Here is a 24391-nt window from a genome sequence, read left to right as displayed (position 1 = left end):
GGCTGCGCGCTACTCCTGTTCTTTTATCTTATGGTGTCACGGTTGACTGATTTGGCAGACCCGGTCGGGATGGCTGCCACGCACACCGGATAGCCCTTGTGGAGCACCGGTTACTGCAATAATTCGTCGGCAAGAGGCCAACGAAACGAAAATCTGCGCTGCAAGCGCCAGTGATACTGAAAATGCCGTTTCTGAAACAAGCGAGCCGCCCCAGAGGGCGGCTCGCAGGTGCGTGGCTTACATCCAGCCACGTTCCTTGTAGTAGCGCACCGCGCCGTCATGTAGTGGCGCGGACAGGCCTTCCTTGATCATCTGCTCCTCCTTCAGGGTGGCGAAGGCGGGGTGCAGGCGCTTGAAGCGATCGAAGTTTTCGAACACGGCCTTGACGGTCTGGTATACGGTTTCGTCGCTGACCTGATCAGAGGCAACCAGGGTGGCGCGTACGCCGAAGGTGTTTACGTCTTCGTCGTTGCCGCGATACAGGCCACCGGGAATAACGGCCTTGGCGTAGTAGGAGCGATCACCGACCAGTTTGTCGATCTCCGGGCCATCAACCGAGACCAGTACCGAGTCGACTGTGGTGGTGGCTTCCTGAATGGAACCATTCGGGTGACCGGCCACGTAGACCATGGCATCAACGTTATTGTCACCCAGAGCAGCGGCTTGTTCGGCAGCGCCCAGTTCTGACGCCAGTGAGAAGTCCTTCACGCTCCAGCCGAGGGCTTCAAGTACCACGTCCATGGTGTCGCGCTGGCCGGAACCGGGGTTGCCGATGTTGACGCGCTTGCCTTTCAGGTCCTTGACGCCGGTGATCTCGGCATCGCGGCGGGCAACGATGGTCAGCGGCTCGCCATGCAGGGCAAAGAGCGCACGCATGCCTTCAAAGGGGCCATCCGCCTGAAAGTTCTGTACACCCTCAAACGCCTTGTACTGCACGTCGGACTGCACCACGCCCATGTCCATCTCGCCGCCACGAATGGCATTCACGTTGGCAACCGAGCCACCGCTGGAGGGGGCGTTGCAACGAATGCCGTGCTCTTCGCTGTTGCGGTTGAGCAGACGGCACACGGACTGGCCGACGACGTAGTACACGCCAGTCTGGCCACCGGTACCTATGGTGACAAACTCTTCAGCGACAGCAGGGGTGGCAGCGAGGGAGGCGTATCCAATGGTGGCCGAAAACAGCATGGCTAGGGATTTGCGCTTCATGTGAAATGACTCCTTTTTCTTTTCTGATTATTCATGACTGCAGACTAATGGACCGCAAGCCAAGGGGTTGATTCAATGCCGTTGTGCAGCAAAGGAAGCAATTGATCCTGTTCATTTTTGGTTGAATGAACAGTGTAGTGGATGATTTCACTTTCATCCGAACATACCCGCCCATGGCGGCATGGGCAAGCACGGAGGCGGTGTGGTGCCGTGACGGGCGTCTGCCGCGAGCCAGCGGCAGGCAATAACGGGGTTGCCGGCAAGGGTAGTCAGTCTACTGGTGGCCAGCCGCCCATCTCACGCCAGCGATTGACGATGGTGCAGAACAGCTCAGCGGTTTTTTCCGTGTCATACCGCGCGGAATGGGCCTCCCTGCCATCAAAGTCCATACCGGCTGCGTTACAAGCTTTGGCCAATACGGTCTGCCCGTAGGCGAGGCCGCCCAGCGTGGCGGTGTCGAAGCAGGAAAAGGGGTGGAATGGGTTGCGCTTGATCTGGATACGCTCGACTGCGGCATTGACGAAGCCGAGATCAAAAAAGGCATTGTGGCCCACTAGTACGGCGCGCTTGCAGCCGGCCGACTTCACTGCCTTACGTACATGCTTGAAAATTTCCGTGATCGCGTGTTCTTCGCTCACTGCCTGGCGCAAGGGGTGATCCAGCTTGATGCCGGTGAACTCGAGTGCGGCAGCTTCTATATTGGCGCCCTCGAAGGGCTCAACGCGGAAGAAGTGGGTCTGGTCGGGATAGACCATGCCGTCCTCATCCATGCTGATGGTGGTGGCTGCAATTTCCAGCAGCGCGTCTGTAGCGGCATTGAAACCGCCGGTTTCGACGTCGATGACGACCGGCAGAAACCCCCTGAAACGATAGGCCATCGGCGATTTTGGTTTGCCGGAAGCCGGGGCGTCCATGCTATCGCTGTCATTGTCAAAGTCGAACTCACTCACGCGTAATCCTTAGCATCGCAAAGAGGGGTATCAGGCCAGGCGCCATTGCAGGGTTTCGCCTGCGCGCAGCGGAATCACATTCTGATCACCGAAGGGTAGCTGTTCTGGCGCCTGCCAGCTATCGCGCAGCAGGGTTATCTGCTCGCTATTGCGGGGCAAACCGTAGAAATCCGGGCCGTGGAAACTGGCAAAGCCTTCCAGCTTGTCGAGTGCTCCCAGGCTGTCGAAGGCTTCTGCGTAGAGTTCAATGGCCGCATAGGCGGTGTAGCAGCCGGCACAGCCACAGGCCGCTTCCTTGGCGTGGCGCGCATGGGGCGCAGAATCGGTACCGAGAAAGAACTTGCTGGAGCCGGAAGCGACTATGTCACACAGGGCCTGCTGGTGCTTCTCGCGCTTGAGGATCGGCAGACAGAACAGGTGCGGACGAATGCCGCCGACCAGCATGTGATTGCGGTTGAACAACAGGTGATGTGCCGTGATAGTGGCGCCGACGTTGGCCGGCGCCTGCTTGACGAACTCGACGGCGTCGGCGGTGGTGATGTGCTCAAACACGACTTTAAGAGTAGGGAAACGCTCTACCACTTTGACCAGTTGCTGATCGATAAAGGCCTTTTCACGATCGAAAATATCGACCTCGGCGTGGGTTACCTCACCGTGTACCAGCAGCGGCATACCGACCTCGGCCATGGCTTCCAGTGCGGGGTAGATATTCTCCAGTGCGGTCACGCCGGACTGCGAGTTGGTGGTCGCGCCTGCGGGGTAGAGTTTTGCGGCAATCGCCTGACCGCTGAGCTTGGCTTCACGGACAATCTCGGGGCTGGTCTGGTCGGTCAGATAGAGCACCATCAATGGCTCAAACTGCGAGCCGGTCGGACGAGCGGCGAGGATGCGCGCCTTGTAACCCGCAGCTTCCTGGGCGTCACGCACTGGCGGTACCAGGTTCGGCATGATGATGGCACGGCCAAAGGTGCGTGCAGCATCGGCAACGGTGTGGCCCAGAACCTCCCCATCGCGAAGGTGAATATGCCAGTCGTCTGGCCGGGTGAGCGTGAGGCGGTCAGTCATGCAGGGGCTTCCAGAGCAGGGTAGTGCTGCAATGCTACCGTAAACGCGGTGTGTTTCACACAGCCTCGCAGTGCGCTATCTGTGGTTGCTGAACCGCTGGGCGCCTGAATTTCAGAATTTATCGGTTTTGCATGGTAAAGAATTGCCGCGCGCCGCCGATGAGACTGGCAAGAGAGATTAGCGACGCCGGGTCCAATCCGGCGTCAGACGAGGTGAACCAGCGTGATAACGCGATCCTGTCCGGCCCTGTTGTTGGTGCTGGCGCTTCCAGTCCAGGCATTGACCTTCCAGACCCGCATGGAGGATGTGCAGTGGCAGGTGGCGGGCGACCAATTTGCCTGCCGGCTGAGCCAGTCGGTAGCGGGTTATGGCGAGGCCAGCTTTGTGCGTCACGCAGGCGAGCCTGCGGCGTTCGAGCTCAAAGCTTGGGATAGCACCATGAGTCCGGGTGCGGCGCAGCTCTACAATGAGGCGCCGCCTTGGCGGCCGGGTACGGCGAGTATGCCGGTCGGGCAGGTAACGGTGAAGCAGGGCACTGGTGTCATGCTGGTGCCCTATCAGCAGGCGAATCGCATGCTCGCCGGTCTGGCCTCCGGGTTGCAGCCGACCATTCAGCGGAGCGGGTACGCGGGAAGCGCGCCGGTGAGAGTGGTGGTCTCCAGCGTCGGTTATCAGCAGGCCTGGCTGGATTTTCAAAAATGCATCAGCGGCCTGCTGCCTGTCAGTTACGCGCAGATCTCCGAGAGCCTGATCAGCTTCGCCTCAGGCGGCGATAGCCTGAGCCCGCAGGCCAAATCCATGCTGGATGCGGCGGTGCTGTACATAAAGGCGGATGAGGATATCAAGGAAATCCTGCTCGACGGTCACTCCGACAATCAGGGGAACCGCCTGGATAACCGCGAACTGTCGCGTCAGCGCGTGCTGGCAGTGAAAGACTATCTGGTCGAGCAGGGCGTGAACGAAGACCTGTTTGCCATGCGCTTTCATGGCGACCGCTATCCGGTGGCAAGCAATCGAACCGAACAGGGCCGCGCCGCCAACCGTCGGGTGATGCTGCGCCTGGAAAAGGACTGACCTGACATCGGCCGGCATTGCGCGGTTTTCCGCCGCGGCCCTGTGATCGGCAGATCAGGGCTGCAGAAGCTATAAACTAGCGGCCACTCCCCTGTGATTCCTTGTGCCTAGGCGCTAGAATAGCTGCCTTTCGTCCGCTCCTGCGTGAGTGGCGGTACAGTCTTGTTAAGGGAGCTCCTCATGGCAGAAGTTAATAAAGTCGTCCTCGCCTATTCTGGCGGCCTGGATACCTCGGTCATCCTCAAGTGGCTGCAGGAAACCTACAACTGCGAAGTGGTGACCTTCACCGCCGACCTGGGTCAGGGCGAGGAAGTGGAACCGGCGCGTGCCAAGGCTCAGGCCATGGGCGTAAAGGAAATCTACATCGACGATCTGCGTGAAGAGTTCGTACGTGACTTCGTGTTCCCGATGTTCCGTGCCAACACCGTCTACGAAGGTGAGTACCTGCTGGGTACTTCTATCGCTCGTCCGCTGATTGCCAAGCGCCTGATCGAAATCGCCAACGAGACCGGCGCTGATGCTATTTCCCACGGTGCCACCGGCAAGGGTAACGACCAAGTACGCTTTGAACTGGGTGCCTACGCGCTCAAGCCCGGCGTTAAGGTTATTGCCCCGTGGCGTGAATGGGATCTGTTGTCGCGTGAGAAGCTGATGGACTACGCCGCCAAGCACGATATTCCGATCGAGCGCCACGGCAAGAAGAAGTCGCCTTACTCCATGGATGCGAACCTGCTGCACATCTCCTATGAAGGTGGCGTGCTGGAAGACACTTGGGCCGAACACGAAGAAGATATGTGGCGCTGGTCGGTTTCGCCGGAAAATGCCCCGGATCAAGCGACCTACATCGAACTCAGCTACCAGAATGGCGATATCGTTGCCATCGATGGCAAAGAGATGAGCCCGGCCACTGTGCTGGCTTACCTGAACAAGGTAGGTGGCGATAACGGCATCGGCCGTCTCGACATCGTCGAGAACCGCTTTGTCGGCATGAAGTCGCGCGGCTGCTACGAAACCCCCGGCGGCACCATTATGCTCAAGGGGCACCGCGCCATCGAGTCCATTACTCTGGACCGTGAAGTTGCCCACCTGAAAGACAGCCTGATGCCCAAGTACGCCGAGCTGATCTACAACGGCTTCTGGTGGAGCCCTGAGCGCGTCATGCTGCAACAGATGATTGATGCCTCACAGGCTCAGGTAAACGGTGTAGTGCGCCTGAAACTCTACAAGGGCAACGTGATTGTGGTCGGCCGCAAGTCGGATGACTCGCTGTTTGATGCCAATATCGCGACGTTTGAAGATGACGCCGGTGCCTATGACCAGGCGGATGCGGCCGGTTTCATCAAGTTGAATGCGCTGCGCATGCGCATTGCTGCCAACAAGGGCCGCAAGCTGCTTTAAGCGGCTACTGCCCCAAGCAAAACGCCCGGCTTGCCGGGCGTTTTGCTGTCAGGCTGGCAGAACTTTCAGGAAGCTTGTAGCTTTACTCTTATCCTTCAAGCAAAGGCTGCGAACATGCGAATTCTTCACACCATGCTGCGTGTCGGTAATCTGGAAAAATCCATCGCCTTCTATACCGAGGTGCTGGGGATGACTCTGCTACGCCGCAAGGATTATCCGGAAGGGCGATTTACCCTGGCCTTTGTCGGTTACGGTAACGAGGCTGAGCATACGGCGCTGGAACTGACCCATAACTGGGATACCAGTGAGTATGATCTGGGCACCGGATACGGCCATATCGCGATTGAAGTGCTGGATGTATACAAGGCTTGCGAGCAGATAACATCGGCGGGCGGCAATGTCGTGCGCGCGCCGGGGCCGATGAAGCACGGTCAAAGTGTGCTGGCCTTCGTTGAAGATCCGGACGGTTATCGCATCGAGCTGCTGTGCAAAAAATGATGTAAACATTGCCCCCAGGGCACTCAGGGAAGCACTGGCATGATATGGATGCTGTTCATCGCCATAGTCGCACTGTCGGCCATTGGCCTATATCGACTGCGGCTCGTACGTCAGCGTGCCAGGCATGAAAGGCGCTTGCAGGCCATTGTGCTGATCGGCCTGTTACGCCAGTTGCTGGAGCAGGTACAGCGCCATCGCGGCTTGTCGTTTGGTGCCATGTCGGGCGAGCACGCACTGGAGGCGCGGCGCTGGTCGGTACACCAGCAATTGTTGCAATTGCTCAAGGTAATCGCAGAGCACGAGGCCACGCTGTACTGGTATGACAGCTGGCACCAGACACGTGATCTATGGCAGCAGATAGAGGCCGGTTTCGAGCACGAAAGCGCTGAGCATCTGCTGACATTGCACAACCGCATGACCGCCAGTCTACTGGACACCATCGCCGCCTTGGCCAATCGCTTCGATCTGGTCTGCCTCGGCAGGTTGGCACCGCAGGCTGAGGGCCTGTGGCTGGAGTTATTAGAGAATATCGAGTTAATCGGGCAGAGTCGTGCTGTGGGCACCGGCATTGCAGCGAACCGTCAGAACCTCCCGGTATGGCGCGAGCTGCTGCAATCATTGAGTGAACAGATCAACGAACAAGCCTATTCCGTGCTCGCGCGCCTGATCTCCGACCCCGATCTGCGTGTGTTGGTCAGCCAACCGGTCCGCGACGCCGAAGACGCGCTGGATGTGCTGCTGGAAAATATCCGTGCGTTGCTGGAGCGACAGCATGCACAGCGTGTGCATTCGGTTGAATTCTTTCAGTTGGCTACCCGCGCGATCAGTGCGCAGTTGCTACTGGTAGACCTTTTGCTGGAACGCCTCGCGTTAGCCAGCGGCGCTGTCAGGTCGTCGTCTTCTGAGGCTGCAGACTGAAAAAGTCTGCACCAAAACAGTGTTTATAAAGGGTTTCGCACTTTTCTGGGTCACTCTTGAGCTGTCTTTTTTTGGCCAATGCGTCGTCTGCCAACCTCGTTTCGATTTTTCTTTCTGCGCTTTAGCTCTTTGTAATAATTGATTTTTATTGCTGCCTATCAGTGCGGCGGTCGCCGCCTTTTTTCTCCTTTCCTCGCGCTGGCATGCCTATTGCTTTTGCCTGACCAACGGCTGTTTCTTCTCAGCTAATACTTCCCGTGGTCATCGTCGACCAGAGGCTTATGCCGGGAAGCGGGCGAACCGAGCAACGAAGCTCAGGCTAACGTCCATCACAATCCAGTGAATACCAGGCAACGGCGCCTGGAGTCCCGAAAGGGACTCCAGGCGTTTTTTTTTGTTTTTTTGCCGGCCCGTGCCGGCTACGGCTTCGACTGAGGAAAGGCGATGAACTCGAATGTGACCCCGATCAAGAACGAAACACTGGTCATCATCGGTAACGGGATGGTCGGCCATCATTGCGTCGAGCAATTGACCGAGCAAGGCGCGCTTGCCCATTTTCAAGTGCACGTGTTTGGTGAGGAGCGTCAGCGGGCATACGATCGTGTACACCTGTCCGAGTACTTCGGTGGGCGTGATGCCGAGTCTCTAGCCATGTGCGAAGCCGGTTTCTATGCGCAGCACGGCGTGCATCTGCATCTGGGCGTGGCGGTGCTGGAGATTGACCGTGAGCGCAAGGAAGTGGTTACCAGCGAGGGCCGTCAGCCCTATGACCGACTTGTGCTGGCAACCGGTTCCTATCCCTTTGTTCCACCCATTGCCGGCGCAGAAGGCAACTCGCGGCTGGTTTACCGCACGTTGGACGACTTGGACTCGATTCGTGCGGCCGCCAAGGGGGGGCGTCGCGGGGTGGTGGTCGGTGGCGGCCTGCTGGGGCTGGAAGCGGCCAACGCGCTCAAGTCTCTGGGCCTGGAGGCGCACGTCGTTGAGTTTGCACCACGGCTGATGCCGGTGCAGCTGGATCCCGACGGCGGCGCGGCGCTCAAGGCGCGTATTGAAGAGTTGGGTGTACGTGTACACCTCAATCGCGCCACCAGCGAAATCGTTGCCGGCGATGATTATGCCTACCGTATGAATTTCAGCGACGGCGAGTCGCTGGAAACCGATCTGATTGTATTTTCTGCCGGTATCCGCCCACAGGACGCGTTGGGGCGCAATGCCGGCCTGGCGATTGCCGACCGCGGTGGCGTGGTGATTGACAGCGATTACCGCACCAGCGATCCAGACATCTTCGCTATCGGCGAGTGTGCCTCCTGGAATGGCAGCATCTTCGGCCTGGTCGCACCGGGCTACACCATGGCGCGCAACCTGGCGGCGCTCCTGGTAGGCAAGCCGCATGAGAGCTTCATCGGCGCCGACATGTCCACCAAGCTGAAGTTGCTGGGTGTAGATGTGGGTTCCATTGGTGATGCCCACGCGGCAACACCGGGGGCCAAGAGCTACCGCTTCAACGATGAGGTCAACTCCAGCTACCGCCGTCTTGTCGTGTCGCCGGATGGCAGCCAGGTGATTGGCGCCGTGCTGGTGGGTGACAACAGCTACTACGACACACTGCTGCAGTACGCGCAGAACGGCATCAAGCTGCCGGCTGATCCCGCCAGTCTCATTTTGCCTGCCGGGGAGGGCGCACCTGCGTTGGGCGCCGATGCGCTGCCGGATACCGCGACTATCTGTTCCTGCCACAACGTCAGCAAGGGCACGGTGTGCTGCCAGGTGGATGCCGGTTGTACCGACCTTGGCGATCTGAAGGCAGCGACCAAGGCCGGCACGGGTTGTGGTGGCTGCAGTGCGTTGCTCAAACAAGTGTTCGAGCACGAGCTGAGCGCCCGCGGGGTCGAGGTCGACAAGAGCCTGTGTGAGCACTTTGCCCACACGCGTCAGGAGCTGTACGGCATTGTCCGCGTGGAAGGCATCGACAGCTTCGAGGAGCTGCTGGCCAAGCACGGCCGTGGCCATACCGGTTGTGACATCTGCAAACCGGCGGTGGGATCTATTCTGGCCTCCTGCTGGAACCAGCCGATTACCGATCCTGGGCTGATTCCGCTGCAGGACACCAACGATACCTTCATGGCCAACATGCAGAAGAACGGTACCTACTCGATCGTGCCGCGCATCGCCGGCGGCGAGATCACACCCGAGAAGCTGATTGTGCTTGGCCAGGTAGCCCAAAAATACGACCTGTACACCAAGATCACCGGCGGGCAGCGTATCGATCTGTTTGGCGCCGAGTTGCACCAGTTGCCGGACATCTGGGGCGAGTTGATCGCCGCGGGCTTCGAGACTGGTCACGCCTACGGCAAGTCGCTGCGCACGGTCAAATCCTGCGTCGGCAGCACCTGGTGCCGGTACGGCGTACAGGACAGTGTCGGCATGGCGCTGATTCTGGAGAACCGCTACAAGGGCCTGCGCTCGCCGCACAAGATCAAGTTCGCCGTTTCCGGTTGTACCCGTGAATGCGCCGAGGCGCAGAGCAAGGACGTGGGCGTGATTGCCACGGAAAAGGGCTGGAACCTTTACGTTGCGGGCAACGGTGGCATGCGCCCACGCCACGCCGAGCTGTTTGCGACTGACCTCGATGATGAGACGCTGATTCGCTACATCGACCGCTTCCTGATGTTTTATGTGCGTACCGCCGACCGGCTGCAGCGCACCTCGGTGTGGCGCGAAAGCCTGGAGGGCGGTCTGGATTATCTCAAGGAAGTCATCATTGATGACAGTCTGAGCCTGGGCGCGGAGCTGGAGTCGCAGATGCAGCTGGTGGTGGATCGCTACGAGTGCGAGTGGGCCAACGCCATCGGTGATCCGGAAAAGCTCAAGCGTTTCCGCACCTTCGTTAACGCAAGCGGTGGCGACCCGGATATTCAATTTGTCACCGAGCGTGACCAACGTCGCCCCATACAGGCGCATGAACTGAGCCTGATTCCCGTTGCTGAGGAGGTAGTCTGATGAGTCAGTCCAATACCCAAAATACCGCGTCCGGCACGGCTACCAACCTGGCCTGGCGTGCACTCTGCTCGCGTGACGATCTGGTGGCCAACTCGGGGGTGGTGGCCCTGTTGGATGACGCTCAAGTCGCGTTGTTTCATCTGCCCCATACCAGCAACGGTGAGCAGGTTTTTGCGATTGAAAATCGCGACCCGCAATCCGGCGCCAACGTGATTGGGCGCGGCATTATTGGGCACCTCAAGGGTGACCTGGTGATTGCATCGCCCTTGTACAAACAGCACTTTCGCCTGGCCGATGGCAGCTGCGTCGAGTACCCCGAGCAGCGCTTGCGGATCTGGCCGGTGCGCTTGAACGGAGACCTGGTTGAGGTGGCCTTGCAGGTGGAATAAAACGGCAATGCTGGCGGGCCGCCGCCTGCCACGCACTGCGGCGGCCACCTTTAACGAATGCATCGAGAGAGAATCACACCATGTCCTATCTAGTTCCTTCAGAGTTTGTCACCAAGATGGTGGATGCCGGCGAGTCCAAGGTGTTCATGTCGACCCGCGATACCCTGATTCGCGCTTTCATGGCGGGCGCCATCCTGGCCCTGGCCGCGGTCTTTGCCATTGCGATCACCATACAAACCGGCAACCCGCTGGTGGGTGCCATGCTGTTTCCGGTCGGTTTCGTCATGCTTTACCTGATGGGATTTGACCTTCTCACCGGAGTTTTCATGCTGGTGCCGCTGGCGTTGCTCGACAAGCGCCCCGGTGTCACCATGAATGGTTTGCTGCGCAACTGGGGCCTGGTTTTTGTCGGCAACTTTGCCGGTGCCTTGACCGTCGCCTTCATGATGGCGTTCATGTACACCTATGGCTTCTCGACCGAGCCGGGTGCCATTGGCGAGAAGATTTCACATATTGGTGAAGCCCGGACCCTGGGTTATGCAGAATACGGTGTGGCAGGCTGGGGAACCATTTTTCTGCGCGGCATGTTGTGCAACTGGATGGTGTCGATGGGCGTGGTAGGGGCGATGATTTCCACCTCGGTCAGCGGCAAGGTGATCGCCATGTGGATGCCGATCATGCTGTTCTTCTACATGGGCTTCGAGCACTCGGTGGTCAACATGTTCCTGTTCCCTTCCGGGATCATCATGGGCGGCGACTTTTCGATCATGGATTACATGATCTGGAACGAAATCCCCACGGCCCTGGGTAACCTGGTTGGCGGTCTGGCCTTCACCGGCCTGACGCTTTACACCACCCACGTGCGTACCGCACCGAAGCGCGCTATCTAAGTCGCGCTGTTCCGGCAACCACCCCGGCACCGCAAGGGCCGGGGTTTTTGGGTTGATAAGGCATGACAAAGCAACTGGTAGTGCGGGTTGGGCAATACTCGGATAAAGGCCGCAAGGCGATCAATCAGGACTTTCATGGCGCCTGGCTACCTGCGGAGCCGCAGCTCAGTGCCAAGGGCGTGGCGGTGGCGCTGGCCGATGGTATCAGTAGCAGCAGCGTCAGTCAGATTGCCAGCGAGTCGGCCGTGTCAGGCTTTCTGGCCGATTATTACTGTACATCAGAGGCCTGGACGGTGAAGAAATCGGCCCAGCGCGTGCTCATGGCCACCAACTCCTGGCTGCACGCCCAGACCCGCCAGAGCCAATACCGCTACGACCGTGATCGCGGTTACGTGTGCACGTTCAGCGCTTTGATCATCAAGGCGGCAACGGCCTATCTGTTTCATATAGGGGATGCACGCATCTACCGTGCGGCAGGCCAGCAGCTGGAGCAACTTACCCAGGATCACCGGCTGTGGATTTCTCAGAATCAAAGCCACCTGTCCCGAGCGCTGGGCGTTAACCAACAGCTGGAGATCGACTATCAGGCCTTGTCGGTAGAGCAGGGCGATACCTTTGTACTGGCCACCGACGGTGTCTACGAGTTTGCCAGCCCGGCCTTTATCAGCCAGACCATCGCAGCGCAGCAATCTGATCTGGATAACGCCGCGCGCCTCATCGCCGCCGAGGCCTTGGCCCAGGGCAGTGACGATAACCTTACGGTGCAGATCGTGCGGGTGGAGCAGCTGCCAGCCGCCGATGCGCAGCCTCACCGCATGGCCGATCAGCTGGCAGCGTTGCATCTGCCGCCACTACTGGAGCCGCGCATGCAGTTTGACGGCTATCGTATTCTGCGTGAAGTGCATAACAGCAGCCGTAGTCACGTATATCTGGCTGTGGATGAGCACAGCGGCGAGCAGGTGATCCTGAAAACACCGTCTATTGATCTGGGTAATGATCCGGTCTACCTCGAGCGCTTTCTGATGGAGGAGTGGATTGCGCGGCGGTTGAACAGCCCGCACGTGCTTAAACCCTGCGCTGCAGAGCGTCGCCGCGAGTATCTGTATGTCGCCACCGAGTACGTTGAAGGGCAGACCCTGCGGCAATGGATGGTCGACCACCCCAAGCCGTCGCTGGAACAGGTACGCAATATTGTCGAGCAGATCGCCAAGGGGCTGCAGGCCTTTCATCGCATGGAGATGCTGCATCAGGACCTGCGACCCGACAACGTCATGATCGATAGCTCCGGCACGGTGAAGATCATTGATTTTGGCTCCACTCGTGTGGCGGGACTGATGGAGATGGGCACGCCTCAGCTGCAGGAGCAAATGCTGGGCACCGTGCAGTACTCGGCGCCGGAATATTTCTTGGGCGAGAGCGGCACGCCGCGCTCGGATCTGTTCTCGTTGGCCAGCATCACCTACCAGATGCTGACGGGACGGTTACCCTACGGCACTCAGTTGGCCCGAGCACGTACTCGTGCGGCGCAGAACAAGCTGGTTTATCAGACTGCCTTGCACGCGGAGCGGGACATTCCAAGCTGGATCGACGATGTGCTCAAACGAGCGTTGCAGCCCAACCCGTTGAAGCGCTACGAGGCGCTGTCGGAGTTTGTTTTTGATTTGCGGCAACCCAATGCTGCCTTTCTCAGCCGCACCCGGCCGCCGTTGTTGGAGCGTAACCCTTTGCTGTTCTGGAAGAGCCTCAGTTTTGTGCTGGTGATGATCATTGCCGCGCTGCTGGCCTGGTAAGCGCGGCACACAGTCAGGTGGGGCCAATGCCGCGAATACGTGTGGCCAGGTCGGCGGCGTAGAGGTCGGTCATGCCGGCGATAAAGTCCACTACCCTCAGGTAGCTGCGGTAAGGGTCCCAGTCGGGCTGCGGAATGGTGTGGCCGAGCAGGTCGAGGATGCGCTGGTGCTTGAAGCTCAGGTTCTGCCCCGCATGCAGTTCGGTCACCGCGCCACAGAAAGCATCCAACAGGGTTTCCAGTGTGCTGTAGGCGCCGATCTCGACCACCGTCTTGCGTTTGTCCTGGAAGATGCGCTTGCGCGCCATCTGTTTGGCATCCAGTACGCAGCGTCGTGCAGCGCCGTGCATATGCTCCACCAGATCGCCCTGCAGTTCGCCGGCCAGCAGCGCGGGCTGTTGCTCGATAAAGGCTTCGGCAGCGGCGTTGACCAAATGCTCGATGGCCTTGCCGCGCAGAATCGCCAGGCGGCGGCGTTGCGAGTCCTGAGGGCCCAACTGGCGGTAAGTTTCGGGCAGGTCGTCGCCCACCAGATCAAGTAATACTCGTTCGACCTCGGCGTAGGCCAGCAGGTCCATTTCCAGGCCGTCTTCCAGATCAATCAGGCCGTAGCAGATGTCGTCAGCCGCCTCAACCAGATACACCAGCGGGTGACGGCTCCAGCTTTGCTCACCTTGGGCGGGCAGGCCCAGTTTTTCGGCAATCTGCTGCAGTAGCGGATACTCGGCCTGATAGCAGCCAAATTTGTGTTTTTTGTAGCCCTGGCTGTCAGCATGCTGCGCGGTCCAGGGGTACTTCAGATAAGCACCCAGAGTCGCGTAAGTCAGGCGCATGCCGCCCTCGGCCTGGTGATACTCAATTTGCGTCAGGACGCGAAAGCCCTGCGCGTTGCCTTCAAAGTGCAGAAAATCCTGCCGCTGGGCCTCGCTGAGGTTGTCGAGCAGGCCGCCTGCGGCCGCCTGGCGAAACCAGTGGCGAATGGCGTCTTCACCCGAGTGGCCGTAGGGCGGGTTGCCGATGTCGTGCGCCAGACAAGCGGCCTGCACGATAACGCCCAGATCGGCAGGCTCGCACCAGTCCGGCAGTTCGCTGCGCAGCATTGAGCCCACGCGCATCCCCAGCGAACGTCCGACACAGCCGACTTCCAGGCTATGGGTCAGGCGGGTGTGGATGTGATCGTTGCTGGAGACTGGGTGTACTTGGGTTTTTTTGCCCAGCCGGCGGAAGGCGCCGGAGAAAATGACGCGGTCGTGGTCCTTGTGGAAGGGGGTACGCCCCAACTCGTCGGCACTGGCCAGCGGTTTGCCCAAGCGTTCGCGGCACAGCAGTGTTTCCCAATCCATAGTGGTCTCCGTGATGATGCCCTGAGTATGTGGGATGCGGCAGTCGCTGCCAAGGCTGAAGACAGTGCGGTTTCGCGCCGGAAGGTGGTCGGCAGCGGCGGCGCAAAGAGGTAGAATGACGGCCCATTTCAGCTATATGCGAGCAGCCTGGTCCGGCATGACACTTCTTACTCTCTACGGCACCAGTGCCTGTCATCTGTGTGACGCGGCCTTGGCCGAACTGTCGCCGCTGCAGGCCAGCGGCGTGCAGGTGCGCGAGCAGGATATTACCGAGTCGGATGAACTGATGCAGCGTTACCAGCTGCGTATTCCGGTGCTGCGCCGTGAAGACACCGGCGCCGAGCTGGACTATCCCTTTGACCTCAACCGTCTGCTCGATTGGTTGCGAGATGTACTGGTAGAGGAGGGCTGAGCCATGGCCATGCGCGTAGTGCCGTTCTGGCAACGCAAGACCCTGACGGAGATGGATCAGCAAGAGTGGGAATCGCTGTGCGACGGTTGCGGGCTGTGCTGCCTGCAGAAGCTGGAAGATGAAGACGAGCCGCAGGTGTTCTACTACACCCGTATTGCCTGCAAGCTGCTCGATCACAAAAGTTGCCAGTGCAGTGACTACCCGAACCGTCAGGCCAAGGTACCGGATTGCATTCAGCTGACGCCGGGCGACGCGGCCGACTTCGCCTGGCTGCCACCCACCTGCGGTTACCGTCTGGTTGCCGAGGGTACCGACTTGCCGCCATGGCATCACCTGGTCTGTGGCGACCGCAACGCGGTGCACAAGGCCGGTATCTCATTGTCGGGTCAAATGCTCGCCGAGGGCAGCGTGCATGATGATGACTGGGAAGATCACATCATCTTTCGGGTTGGCTGATTCAGCTGCTTGTTAAGCCAAGGGCGGCCGATCAGCCGCCCTGCAGGGTGCATAGCGGTTGTCTCAGTTATCGACCTGAAACTCGCGTAGCTTGGTGTACAGGTAACGTACCTGGTCATACTCGAACGGACTGTCCAGCGCGCCATAGCGGAATGGCGTTTGGTAGCGCAGATCAATGGCCCATAGGCCCCAGGTGTAGGGCTGCTCGTTCATGTAATCACGATGCTCCATGAAGTTCACCTGATCGTCGATTACCCAGTCCATCGCATACCCTGTGCCATCGCGCAGGCTGGACGGCCCAAGAAAAGGAATGATCAGGTAGGGCCCTGGCGGCACACCGTAGTGTCCCAGCGTCTGGCCAAAATCTTCCTGCTGTTGCGGCAACCCCATGGCACTGGCGACATCAAACAAGCCGCCAACGCCCAGGATGCTGTTGAACAGCAAGCGCGCCGTAGTGCTGGCACTGCGCTCGAATTTAAGCTGCAACAAGCTGTTGGCCAGGTGCGGAATGTCGCGCAGATTGTTCGTGACGTTGGAGACTCCAGTGCGCACGAAGCCGGGCGTAGCCCATACATAGCCGCGTACCACGGGCAGATAGACGTATCGGTCAAACTCGGCGTTGAAGCGGTAGGTCATGCGGTTGAGGCCTTCCAGCGGGTCCTGCACATTGAGTGCACGCAGACTGGAGCGTTCAAACTGGTAGCGATTGTCTCGCTCGTCAATATCGAGCTCGGTCAGCGGATCGCTATAGGCCGGGAAGCTCAGGCGGTTGCCGTCTTCGGTGGCGGTAGACAGGTACTGGCTGTCGTCCGCCGCGTACAGGGCGCTGCAGCTCAGGCAGCTCATCAGGCCCAGCAGACCAAGCTTATTCATGGGCGCCTCCTTGCAGGAATGTCATATAGCGCTCGACGACCGGTTGGTAGTCGAGATTGCCGCCGTGGCCGCCATGCGGATACAGGTAGGCGCGTTCGCCGAAGGTGTCTGCCAGAAACTCATAGTCCTCGCGCGTCAGAATCAGATCGTCTGCGTTGCTTACGGCTGCGATGTGCGGGTTGCTCTGCAGGAACTCGTGCAGGCTGCGCAGACTGGTCTCATAGGCCATGTCATCAATGCTGCGACCGGCGTTCTTGGCTTCCCAAGCCGGCCACAACTGGCTGTTGACGTAACAGGTGAAGTCACAGAACAGGGCTCGGCGCAGGTACGGCGTAAGGGAAGTGCTGACTTTCAACTCTTTCCCCACGGGAGCAAAGCGACCGCCGTTGTTGATCAGATCGCTCATAAAGTTGAGGTCGGCTGCCGAGAAGCGGAACACCGCGCCAATCAGCATGGCCAGCTCCGGGTCGGTCAAGGCTTCGGGCGAGTTCTGAATCTCATAAAACAGGCTGGCCTGGATGTCGCTGTTGCCGCGTTCGGCAAAGTGGCGTGAGAGTTTCTCGAAGATGTGCTCGTAGAAGCTCTCGGTATCGCTAACCCCATCGACACGCGTGTAAGACAGCTCGTCGAGGCGCCCGACCGAGGCGTAGAGATCGACCGGCGGGTTGAGCAAGAGAACCTTGTCGAAGTTGAACTGGCCAAGGTGCGAGTCCAGCTCGGCGACGAAGGCCGCATGCAGGGCGCCAAGGCTGAAGCCGGCCAGGCGGTAATCGGTCACTTCAAAACCCTTCGCGTCCTGTGCTTTCTGCAGCGCCAGCGTCATGGCGGTGTGCAGATCACGTGCATCTTCAGCGCCTACGCCAGGCATTCCGCTATTGGAGGCCGCGGCGATGAAATCGTGATTGGATGGCGAGGAAAGTACGATTACATGCATGCCAGCCTGCCAGAACAGGCGCTTGAGATAATCCATGCGACTGCTGTCATAGCCCGACCCGGTACCGGCGATGAGAAAGATGAGCGGGGCAGGTTCGTCTTGCCAGGCAACGCGAAAATGCAGATCGCGATAGCGCGACAGGGCAGGCGGCAGTTTACGGTCCGGTAGCACGCGAACCGAAAGGTCATCCTGCTGCACGTCTATTTCGTCGGGCACGGGGGCCTTGAGCTTGTCTGGAGTGCCAGCAACCGTGGCCATGAAGGCGTTGGTCTCTGGGTAGGCGAAAGGCTCAGCCGAGGCGCTTAGGGCAAAGCTCATAAAGAGTCCTGCGCAGAGCTGGAGCGTGCGGTGCGGCATAATTCGGGTCATAGACGTTTCCATGTGGCTACATCATCTATACCCCCTAAATGGCAATAAAGTTCCGCAAGATGCTGCCAAAATACCGTTAAATTGCCATGACGTGGCGTGCGGCAGTGGTGCGGGGCCATTCAAGCCGTCATGGGCGGCGAACCGGTGCTGTGCTGTAGCGGCTTGCGTCGCTCAAAACGCTGCCAGACCTTTTCGTGGAAATAGAAGGCCACGGTGTTGACCGCGGGCTCCACCAGGGCGACAGCGCCGCCAATAAGCATGCTGCCGGTCATCAGGTAGACCACGCCAAAGGCGATGGAGAAGTGCATGCAGGCGAAGGTGAGAGTTTTCAACATGGTAGGCCTCGGCTATACAATGAGAATCATTAGTGTTTAGCGCAAGGTTACTGGCCTTCTTCGATAGTGCAAAGCGAAAATCGATAATTTGTTTGATAGGCGCAGTCAATAACGAGGAAGCCCGGGCTGTGCTGGCAGCGCACAGCCCGGTGTACTGAGGTCAATCGAAATCGAAGTCCGACAGTTCGCGTTGCAGGCGGCGCTCTTCCAGATAATTGTCGATCAAGCGGCGCTTGGTCAGACTAGCCTTGGAATTCGGGGCGCTGTCGGTATCGGGGGTGTCATCGTCTTCGATGAAATCATCATCATCCAGTTCGATGTCGCTTTTTGCTTTGGCCATGACTCAACTCCACACTGAAGATGCCATTTGCGCACCTTATAAACGGAGTCTGAGATTTGCGGAAATAGTTTTTTTCAATTAAATCCGCAGAAATACACAAGAAAGTCAGTCGCCGGTTTTGTGCTTGTAGTCACACAGGTCTTCAATGCGGCAACTACCACACTGGGGGGTGCGGGCCTTGCACACGTAGCGGCCGTGCAAAATCAACCAGTGGTGGGCGTCAACCAGAAACTCCTTGGGCACAAACCGCATCAGCTTCTTCTCGACTTCGAGCACATTCTTGCCCGGAGCAATACCGGTGCGATTGCTGACACGGAAGATGTGTGTATCCACCGCCATAGCGGGATGGCCAAAGGCGGTATTGAGTACCACGTTGGCAGTTTTACGACCCACGCCGGGCAACGCTTCCAGCGCTTCACGGTTATCCGGTACTTCGCTGTTGTGCAGCTCGATCAGCATCTTGCAGGCGGCAATCACGTTGCGCGCCTTGCTGTTGAACAGGCCGATGGTCTTGATGTATTCCGAGAGCCCCTCGACCCCCAGCGCATAGATCGCCTCCGGCGTATTGGCTACCGGAAACAGCTTGGCGGTCGCCTTGTTAACGCCCACATCGGTGGCCTGGGCAGAGAGGGTGACGGCCACCAGCAGCTCGAAGGGCGAGCTGAAGTTCAGCTCGGTGGTGGGCGTGGGATTGTCTTCGCGCAGGCGACGGAAGATCTCAAAGCGTTTTGCCTGGTTCATCCGGCGCCTCAGCTGATGGTGCCGGTGACGCGAACTCGCTTACTGCCGGCGGCTGGCTTGGCCTCGCGGGCGGCAGCGCGTTCCTTGACCTTGGCATCGATTACGTTTTTGAGCGCAATCAACAGCCCCATGAACAGGAAGGCGCCGGGCGGCAGAATAACGAAGAGCACGTCCTTGTAGTTGGGGAATACCACCAGTTTCCAGTCTGCTGCCAGCGGGCCCAGCAGCAGGTCCATGCCTGCAAACAGGGTGCCGTGACCTACCAGCTCGCGCAGGCCGCCGAGTACCACCAGCACCAGCGCAAAGCCAAGGCTCATCATGAAGCCATCGACCAGTGAGGGCAGTATCGCGTTTTTCGAGGCAAAGGCATCAGCGCGCCCCAGGATTACGCAGTTGGTCACAATCAGCGGGATGAATATGCCGAGGATTTGATACAACTCGTAGGTGAAGGCCTGCATCAACAGTTCGATACAGGTCGTCAGCGCGGCGATGATCATCACGAAGGCCGGCAGGCGCACCGCGTCGGTTACTGCACTGCGGATCAGGGACACGGCGAGGTTGGAGCCGGTCAGCACCAGCATGGTGGCAATACCCAGCCCCAGCGCGTTGACCACCGAGCTGCTGACGCCCAGCAGCGGGCAGAGGCCCAGCAGCTGTACCAGTCCGGGGTTGTTGTGCCAGAGGCCGTCGGCGGTGATTTCGGACAGCGACTTAGTTGCCATTGCTTGACTCCTCGGCGGACAGCAGCAAGCTGTCGCGATGCTCTGCAAAGTAGTTCAGGCTCTGATACACGGCCTGGACTACGGCGCGCGGGGTAATGGTGGCACCGGTGAATTGGTCGAACTCACCGCCATCCTTTTTTACGGCCCAATTTTCCGGTACCGGCATGCTCAGGCTCTTGCCGTTGAAATCCAGTATCCACCGGCTTTTGCTGATCTCGATTTTGTCACCCAGGCCCGGTGTCTCGCGGTGGTTGACTGCGCGCACGCCAGCTACCGCGCCATTGGCGTAAATGCCTACCAGCAGGTCAATGCGCCCGCTGTAACCTTCTGGGGCAACCGCCGGCAGTATTACCGCCACTACCTCACCATTCTGACGGGCACGGTAGGCCTGGCGTGGCTCGCTCAGGCGCAGGTGTTGATAATCGTCAACGCTGAAGCTGTCTGCCAGCAGGTCGTTGTCATGCTGTTCGTGCGGCAGGATTTCGTTCAGTGCGCTGAGTTGTACGCGGCGCTGGGCTTCGCTGATGCGCTCGGCAGTGCCTTGCTGGGTGATGGCGATCATACCCACAGTCGCCATGGCAAACAGGCCCAGGATGATGCTGTTGCGCAGAACCGAGCTGCGTGTGCTGTCAGGGTTGTCCATACTCAGTCCGTTTTGCCCATGCCGCGCTTGGCCTTGCGGTGGCCATAGGTGCGCGGCGTGCTGTAATAGTCGATGGTCGGTGCGGCCAGGTTCATCAGGAGTACCGCGAAGGCCACGGCATCGGGGTAGCCGCCCCAGGCACGAATGCAGTAGACCAGGATGCCAACACCGGCGCCAAAGATCAGACGACCCTGCTTACTGGTGGCGCCGGAAACTGGATCGGTAACGATAAAAAAGGCCCCCAGCATGGTCGCACCACTGAGCAGGTGAAACAGCGGCGAGCCATGGGATGCCGAGCCGCTGCCGTTCCAGAATAGCAAGCTCATGACGGCCAGCGCGCCAAGCATGCCGACCGGTGCATGCCAGGTGTAGATGCGTTTGTAGAGCAGGGCGATGCCGCCGGCCAGATATGCCAGGCTGACCCATTCCCAGCCGTGCCCGGCCAAACTGCCGAACACCGGTTTGCTGGCCTGCAGCTCAGCCATGGTCAGGCTGGTGTTGGTCTTCAACACATCCAACGGCGTGGCCATGGTCCAGGCATCAATCGCTTGGCTGGCGGGCAGAAAGATACGCGAGAGGCCTTCAAAAAAACCAAGTGTGGCCTGCACATCGGGGAGTACGGCTTCTACACCGCGCCAGGCGGGCCAACTGGTCATTTCGACGGGGAAGGAAATCAGCACTACAGCGTAGCCCAGCATCGCGGGGTTGAAGGGGTTCTGGCCCAGGCCGCCATAGAGTTGCTTGCCGAAGCTGATGGCGAAGGCGGTAGCGACCAGGGTCAGCCACCAAGGCGCGTAGGGCGGCAGAGCGAGGGCCAGCAGCCAGGCAGTGACCAAGGCGCTGCCGTCACGCAAATAGAAGGCAATAGGACGCTTGCGGATCCACAGGATCAGACTCTCGACCGCGAGTGCCACGACGCTGGCGAAGCAGATGTTGATCAGGGTGCCGAAGCCGAAGAACCAGGTCATTGCCAGCACGCCGGGTAGAGTGGCGCCCAACACCCAGAGCATGATGGTCTGGGTGTGGTTATTACCCTTTGCGTGGGGCGAGGTCATGCGTACCAGTGCCATCAGTCGGTCTCCTTGCTGGCCATGTAATCGGCGAAGGCCTTGGCAGCGGCATCCAGTTTGGCGCGGCTGGCGGTGAGCTGTTCCTGCGCGGGCGCGGTATCGGTGTCTGCGTCTTTGGCGGCCTGCAATTCGCGCTCGGCGCGCTTGAAATCGGCCTTGCTGGTGGCGAGGTTGGTTTTCAGTTCGCGCAGGGTTTCATCCACCGGTTTCTTGTCGACCTTATGGCGTTCGGGCGGCGGGATGGGGCTGTTGTTTTCAGCCTCATGCAGGGCCTGTTCGGCGGCCGAGAAACTGTGCTGCTGCGTCGCCAGCTGCGCCTGCAGTGCCGCATCCTCCGGGTTGTTGGCCAGTTCGCGCTCGGTCTTTTTCACCGCCGCACGGGCCATGGCCAGATCCAGTTTGGCTTTTTTCAGGTTTTCATCGACCGGCTTTTTGGCTGTCGCCGTGGCCGGTACCCGCGCCTCCGCAGCCTCGGCCTCTTCGCGCAGCTTGGCCAGCTCTGCCTGCTGTTCGGTGCTCGGATTCTCACCGGCTGAACGTTCGGCCTTTTTCAGGTTGGCGCGTAGCATGGCGGCTTCGATCTTGAGTTTCTTGGCGTCGTCGGCGCCGGCGCTGGGTTCTGCAGCGGGCTGAGTGGCAACCTCGCCCTGAGCCTTGTCGAAGGCCTCCTGAGCGTCGCGTGCGGCTTGTTCCAACTCGGGAATCTGCGCTTGCAGATCAGTGTTGTCCGGGTTGGCGGCGAGCTGCTTGTTGGCTTTTTTCAGTGCCATCTGCGCAGTAGCGGCGGCGATCTTCAGCTGTTTCTGCTCGGGGCTAAGGCCGCTTGGCTTTTGCGCTTGCAGGCGTGCGACGTCTGGTTCGGCCGAAGCGCTGTCGCTGTTGGCGCTTTCGGAGCTTGGTTTGGCGGCTTCGGCTTCCTTGGCGGCCTTCAGGCGAGCGGCTTTCTCCGCGCGGGCCTGGCGGTCACGTTCCTTCTGCTCGGCTTCACGCTGCAGTCGCTCTTGGCGATGCTCAAAGCGTTGCTTGGAGTGGTCGGACTTGTGCTGTTGCAGGTCCAGCGCGCGAATGTCGGACTTGGCTGCGCGGTAGTACTGCACCAGCGGAATGCTGCTGGGGCAGACGTAGGAGCAGGCGCCGCACTCGATGCAGTCAAACAGGTTCTGCCGTTTGAGCTGATCGTAGTCCTTGCCCAGCGCAAAGAAGTGCAGCTGTTGTGGCAGCAACTCGGCCGGACAGGCCTCGGCACAAAGGCCGCAGCGAATACAGGGCTGCGCCGGAGGGGGCGGCGGCAGCTCATCCTGCGTGCCGGCGAGCAGACAGTTGGTGGTCTTGATGATGGGCGCAGCCGTGCTTTGCAGAGTAAAGCCCATCATCGGGCCGCCCATGACCAGGCGGTAAAGGCGCTCGGGCTGCAGGCCGGCAAATGTCAGCAGGTGGCTGATGGGGGTGCCGATCAGCGCTTCCACATTGGTGGGGTGGCTCAGCGCATCACCGGTCAGCGTGGTGATGCGCTTGATCAGTGGCTGCCCCAGCAGAACGGCATCGTGAATCGCCAGCAAGGTACCGATATTCTGGCAGACCATGCCGATGTCAGCTGGTAGGCCGCCACTGGGTACTTCCTTGCCGGTCAGAATCTGAATCAGCTGCTTCTCGCCGCCCGAGGGGTATTTGGTCGGGAAGACCACCACCTGCAAGGCGCTGCGCTCACCGACCGCTGCGCGCATCGCGGCGATGGCTTCTGGCTTGTTGTCTTCAATGCCGATCAGAACCTGCTCGGGGTGCAGGATGTGCTGCAGAATCTCGATGCCCGCAACGATCTGTTCGGCACGATAACGCATGGCACTGTCATCGGCGGTGATGTAGGGCTCGCACTCGGTGCCGTTGATGATCAGGGTATGAATTTTCTGCTCGGGACGGGCCTTGAGCTTGACCGAGGTCGGAAAGCCAGCGCCGCCCAGACCGCTAATACCGGCCTGCCGTATAACTTCCAGCAGCGTGGCAGCTTCCAGCAACCGGTAGTCGGTAATGGGGGCGAGTTCTGTCCATCCATCCTGGCCGTCCACTTCCAGGGTAATGGCCCACTCTTCCAGCCCGGAGGCGTGCGGGTAGGGCGCCGGGCCAATAGCGGTGACCGTCCCGGAGGTTGGCGCATGCAGCGGGCAACTAATCATGCCGCTGGCTTCGGCGATCAGCTGCCCCTTGAGTACACGCTCGCCAATCTGCACTGCGGGCTCGGCGCGTGCACCGAGATGCTGCTGCAGCGGCAGAATCAGTTGCTTGGGCAAGGGCGGGGCTTCTATGCCGTGCTGGGTGGACTGGTGCTTGTTTTCTGCGGGGTGAATACCACCGGGAATGTCCCAGATGCGGATGGGGCTGGCAGCGCTCATCAGGCAGCTCCTCGCTGGGCGTCGGTGGCAATCACGGCGGCGCCGGGCAGGGGAAAGTCCCATTTCCAGTTCTGCGGTGTGGTGGGCAGCGGCAGCATGTCGATGCAGTCTACGGGGCAGGGCTCAACGCATAAATCGCAACCGGTACACTCATCCACGATGACCGTGTGCATCTGCTTGGCGGCGCCAAGGATGGCATCGACCGGGCAGGCTTGAATACACTTGGTACAGCCAATGCATTCGGCCTCACGGATATAGGCCACCATCTTGGGCTTTTCTTCGCCGTGCTCTGCGTCCAGCGGGAGTACCTCCACATCCAGCAGATCGGCCAAGGCCTGAATGGTGGACTCACCGCCGGGCGGGCACTTGTTGATCGGCTCACCGTTGGCAATACCTTCGGCATAAGGTTTACAGCCGGGATGCCCGCACTGTCCGCACTGGGTCTGCGGCAACAGCTCGTTGATCTGATCCACGATGGGATCACCCTCGACCTTGAAGCGAATGGCGGCGTAACCGAGGATGGCGCCGAAAATCAGCGCCAGCCCCAGCAGGACCAAGACGGCAGTCAGAATCATCGACATGC

General features: G+C 59.6%; 24 protein-coding genes. 10 read left to right on the top strand and 14 right to left on the bottom strand.

Going from position 1 to position 24391, the window contains the following annotated elements:
• Nucleotides 1-237 precede the first annotated feature (237 nt).
• The 3 genes from V7747_RS10545 to pyrC form a co-directional block, all read right to left on the bottom strand.
• Nucleotides 238-1209 (bottom strand): TAXI family TRAP transporter solute-binding subunit, encoded by a 972-nt coding sequence (locus tag V7747_RS10545; RefSeq protein WP_335615995.1) that lies wholly within the window; start codon nucleotides 1207-1209, stop codon nucleotides 238-240.
• A gap of 269 nt (nucleotides 1210-1478) precedes the next feature.
• Nucleotides 1479-2159, bottom strand: a complete 681-nt coding sequence (gene rnt / locus V7747_RS10540; RefSeq protein ID WP_442909231.1) for a ribonuclease T — start codon at nucleotides 2157-2159, stop codon at nucleotides 1479-1481.
• A gap of 30 nt (nucleotides 2160-2189) precedes the next feature.
• Nucleotides 2190-3224, bottom strand: a complete 1035-nt coding sequence (gene pyrC / locus V7747_RS10535) for a dihydroorotase (RefSeq protein ID WP_335615994.1) — start codon at nucleotides 3222-3224, stop codon at nucleotides 2190-2192.
• Nucleotides 3225-3446: 222 nt separating this feature from the next.
• On the opposite strand from pyrC, the gene V7747_RS10530 reads away from it, so the two are divergent.
• The 8 genes from V7747_RS10530 (at nucleotide 3447) to V7747_RS10495 (ending at nucleotide 13184) form a co-directional block, all read left to right on the top strand.
• Complete coding sequence (locus V7747_RS10530) at nucleotides 3447-4298, top strand: flagellar protein MotY (protein ID WP_335615993.1); 852 nt, start codon at nucleotides 3447-3449, stop codon at nucleotides 4296-4298.
• A 180-nt stretch (nucleotides 4299-4478) separates the two neighbouring features.
• The gene (locus tag V7747_RS10525; RefSeq protein ID WP_335615992.1) at nucleotides 4479-5696 is read left to right on the top strand and encodes an argininosuccinate synthase; all 1218 of its coding nucleotides are present in this window, start codon (nucleotides 4479-4481) and stop codon (nucleotides 5694-5696) included.
• Nucleotides 5697-5810: 114 nt separating this feature from the next.
• The gene (gloA, locus tag V7747_RS10520) at nucleotides 5811-6194 is read left to right on the top strand and encodes a lactoylglutathione lyase (protein WP_335615991.1); all 384 of its coding nucleotides are present in this window, start codon (nucleotides 5811-5813) and stop codon (nucleotides 6192-6194) included.
• Nucleotides 6195-6233: 39 nt separating this feature from the next.
• The gene (locus V7747_RS10515; protein ID WP_335615990.1) at nucleotides 6234-7112 is read left to right on the top strand and encodes a hypothetical protein; all 879 of its coding nucleotides are present in this window, start codon (nucleotides 6234-6236) and stop codon (nucleotides 7110-7112) included.
• Between the two features lie 444 nt (nucleotides 7113-7556).
• Nucleotides 7557-10115, top strand: a complete 2559-nt coding sequence (nirB, locus tag V7747_RS10510; RefSeq protein WP_335615989.1) for a nitrite reductase large subunit NirB — start codon at nucleotides 7557-7559, stop codon at nucleotides 10113-10115.
• Nucleotides 10115-10504 (top strand): nitrite reductase small subunit NirD, encoded by a 390-nt coding sequence (gene nirD / locus V7747_RS10505; protein ID WP_335615988.1) that lies wholly within the window; start codon nucleotides 10115-10117, stop codon nucleotides 10502-10504. Before nirB ends, nirD begins: the two co-directional genes overlap by 1 nt.
• A gap of 80 nt (nucleotides 10505-10584) precedes the next feature.
• Nucleotides 10585-11394, top strand: coding sequence for a formate/nitrite transporter family protein (locus tag V7747_RS10500; protein ID WP_335615987.1), 810 nt, complete (start codon nucleotides 10585-10587; stop codon nucleotides 11392-11394).
• Nucleotides 11395-11456: 62 nt separating this feature from the next.
• Entirely contained in the window at nucleotides 11457-13184 is a 1728-nt protein-coding gene (locus V7747_RS10495) for a bifunctional protein-serine/threonine kinase/phosphatase (RefSeq protein ID WP_335615986.1), read from the top strand.
• Between the two features lie 13 nt (nucleotides 13185-13197).
• On the opposite strand, the gene V7747_RS10490 is transcribed toward V7747_RS10495, so the two are convergent.
• Nucleotides 13198-14526: a deoxyguanosinetriphosphate triphosphohydrolase gene (locus V7747_RS10490; protein WP_335615985.1), complete on the bottom strand. Its 1329-nt coding sequence runs from the start codon at nucleotides 14524-14526 to the stop codon at nucleotides 13198-13200.
• Nucleotides 14527-14683: 157 nt separating this feature from the next.
• Here V7747_RS10490 and V7747_RS10485 point away from each other — a divergent pair, with 157 nt between their 5' ends.
• Together V7747_RS10485 and V7747_RS10480 are read left to right on the top strand one after the other, a co-directional pair.
• Entirely contained in the window at nucleotides 14684-14938 is a 255-nt protein-coding gene (locus V7747_RS10485) for a glutaredoxin family protein (protein WP_335615984.1), read from the top strand.
• Nucleotides 14939-14941: 3 nt separating this feature from the next.
• Nucleotides 14942-15394: a YcgN family cysteine cluster protein gene (locus tag V7747_RS10480; protein WP_335615983.1), complete on the top strand. Its 453-nt coding sequence runs from the start codon at nucleotides 14942-14944 to the stop codon at nucleotides 15392-15394.
• A gap of 63 nt (nucleotides 15395-15457) precedes the next feature.
• Here the strand turns inward: V7747_RS10480 and V7747_RS10475 are convergent, their stop codons facing one another.
• The 10 genes from V7747_RS10475 to rsxB form a co-directional block, all read right to left on the bottom strand.
• A complete protein-coding gene (locus tag V7747_RS10475; protein ID WP_335615982.1) occupies nucleotides 15458-16267 on the bottom strand; it encodes an MlaA family lipoprotein in 810 nt (269 codons plus the stop codon).
• Nucleotides 16260-17519 carry a serine/threonine protein kinase gene (locus V7747_RS10470; RefSeq protein ID WP_335615981.1) on the bottom strand — a complete coding sequence of 420 codons (1260 nt, stop codon included), beginning with the start codon at nucleotides 17517-17519 and terminating at the stop codon, nucleotides 16260-16262. Before V7747_RS10470 ends, V7747_RS10475 begins: the two co-directional genes overlap by 8 nt.
• A gap of 170 nt (nucleotides 17520-17689) precedes the next feature.
• Nucleotides 17690-17905, bottom strand: coding sequence for a DUF2061 domain-containing protein (locus tag V7747_RS10465; protein WP_335615980.1), 216 nt, complete (start codon nucleotides 17903-17905; stop codon nucleotides 17690-17692).
• A 160-nt stretch (nucleotides 17906-18065) separates the two neighbouring features.
• Nucleotides 18066-18245, bottom strand: a complete 180-nt coding sequence (locus V7747_RS10460; RefSeq protein ID WP_335615979.1) for a PA3496 family putative envelope integrity protein — start codon at nucleotides 18243-18245, stop codon at nucleotides 18066-18068.
• A gap of 105 nt (nucleotides 18246-18350) precedes the next feature.
• Nucleotides 18351-18986: an endonuclease III gene (nth, locus tag V7747_RS10455; RefSeq protein ID WP_335615978.1), complete on the bottom strand. Its 636-nt coding sequence runs from the start codon at nucleotides 18984-18986 to the stop codon at nucleotides 18351-18353.
• An 8-nt stretch (nucleotides 18987-18994) separates the two neighbouring features.
• Entirely contained in the window at nucleotides 18995-19708 is a 714-nt protein-coding gene (locus tag V7747_RS10450; RefSeq protein WP_335615977.1) for an electron transport complex subunit E, read from the bottom strand.
• Nucleotides 19698-20351 (bottom strand): electron transport complex subunit RsxG, encoded by a 654-nt coding sequence (gene rsxG, locus V7747_RS10445; RefSeq protein WP_335615976.1) that lies wholly within the window; start codon nucleotides 20349-20351, stop codon nucleotides 19698-19700. The genes V7747_RS10450 and rsxG overlap by 11 nt, the downstream gene beginning before the upstream one ends.
• A 2-nt stretch (nucleotides 20352-20353) precedes the next feature.
• On the bottom strand, nucleotides 20354-21421 hold the full coding sequence (rsxD, locus tag V7747_RS10440) for an electron transport complex subunit RsxD (protein ID WP_335615975.1): 1068 nt from the start codon (nucleotides 21419-21421) through the stop codon (nucleotides 20354-20356).
• Complete coding sequence (gene rsxC / locus V7747_RS10435; protein ID WP_335615974.1) at nucleotides 21421-23808, bottom strand: electron transport complex subunit RsxC; 2388 nt, start codon at nucleotides 23806-23808, stop codon at nucleotides 21421-21423. Before rsxC ends, rsxD begins: the two co-directional genes overlap by 1 nt.
• A complete protein-coding gene (gene rsxB / locus V7747_RS10430; RefSeq protein WP_335615973.1) occupies nucleotides 23808-24389 on the bottom strand; it encodes an electron transport complex subunit RsxB in 582 nt (193 codons plus the stop codon). The genes rsxC and rsxB overlap by 1 nt, the downstream gene beginning before the upstream one ends.
• Nucleotides 24390-24391: the final 2 nt, after the last annotated feature.

This window comes from Halopseudomonas sp., assembly GCF_036960865.1.
GTDB lineage: Bacteria > Pseudomonadota > Gammaproteobacteria > Pseudomonadales > Pseudomonadaceae > Halopseudomonas.
This window is presented reverse-complemented; position numbering and strand designations above follow the sequence as displayed.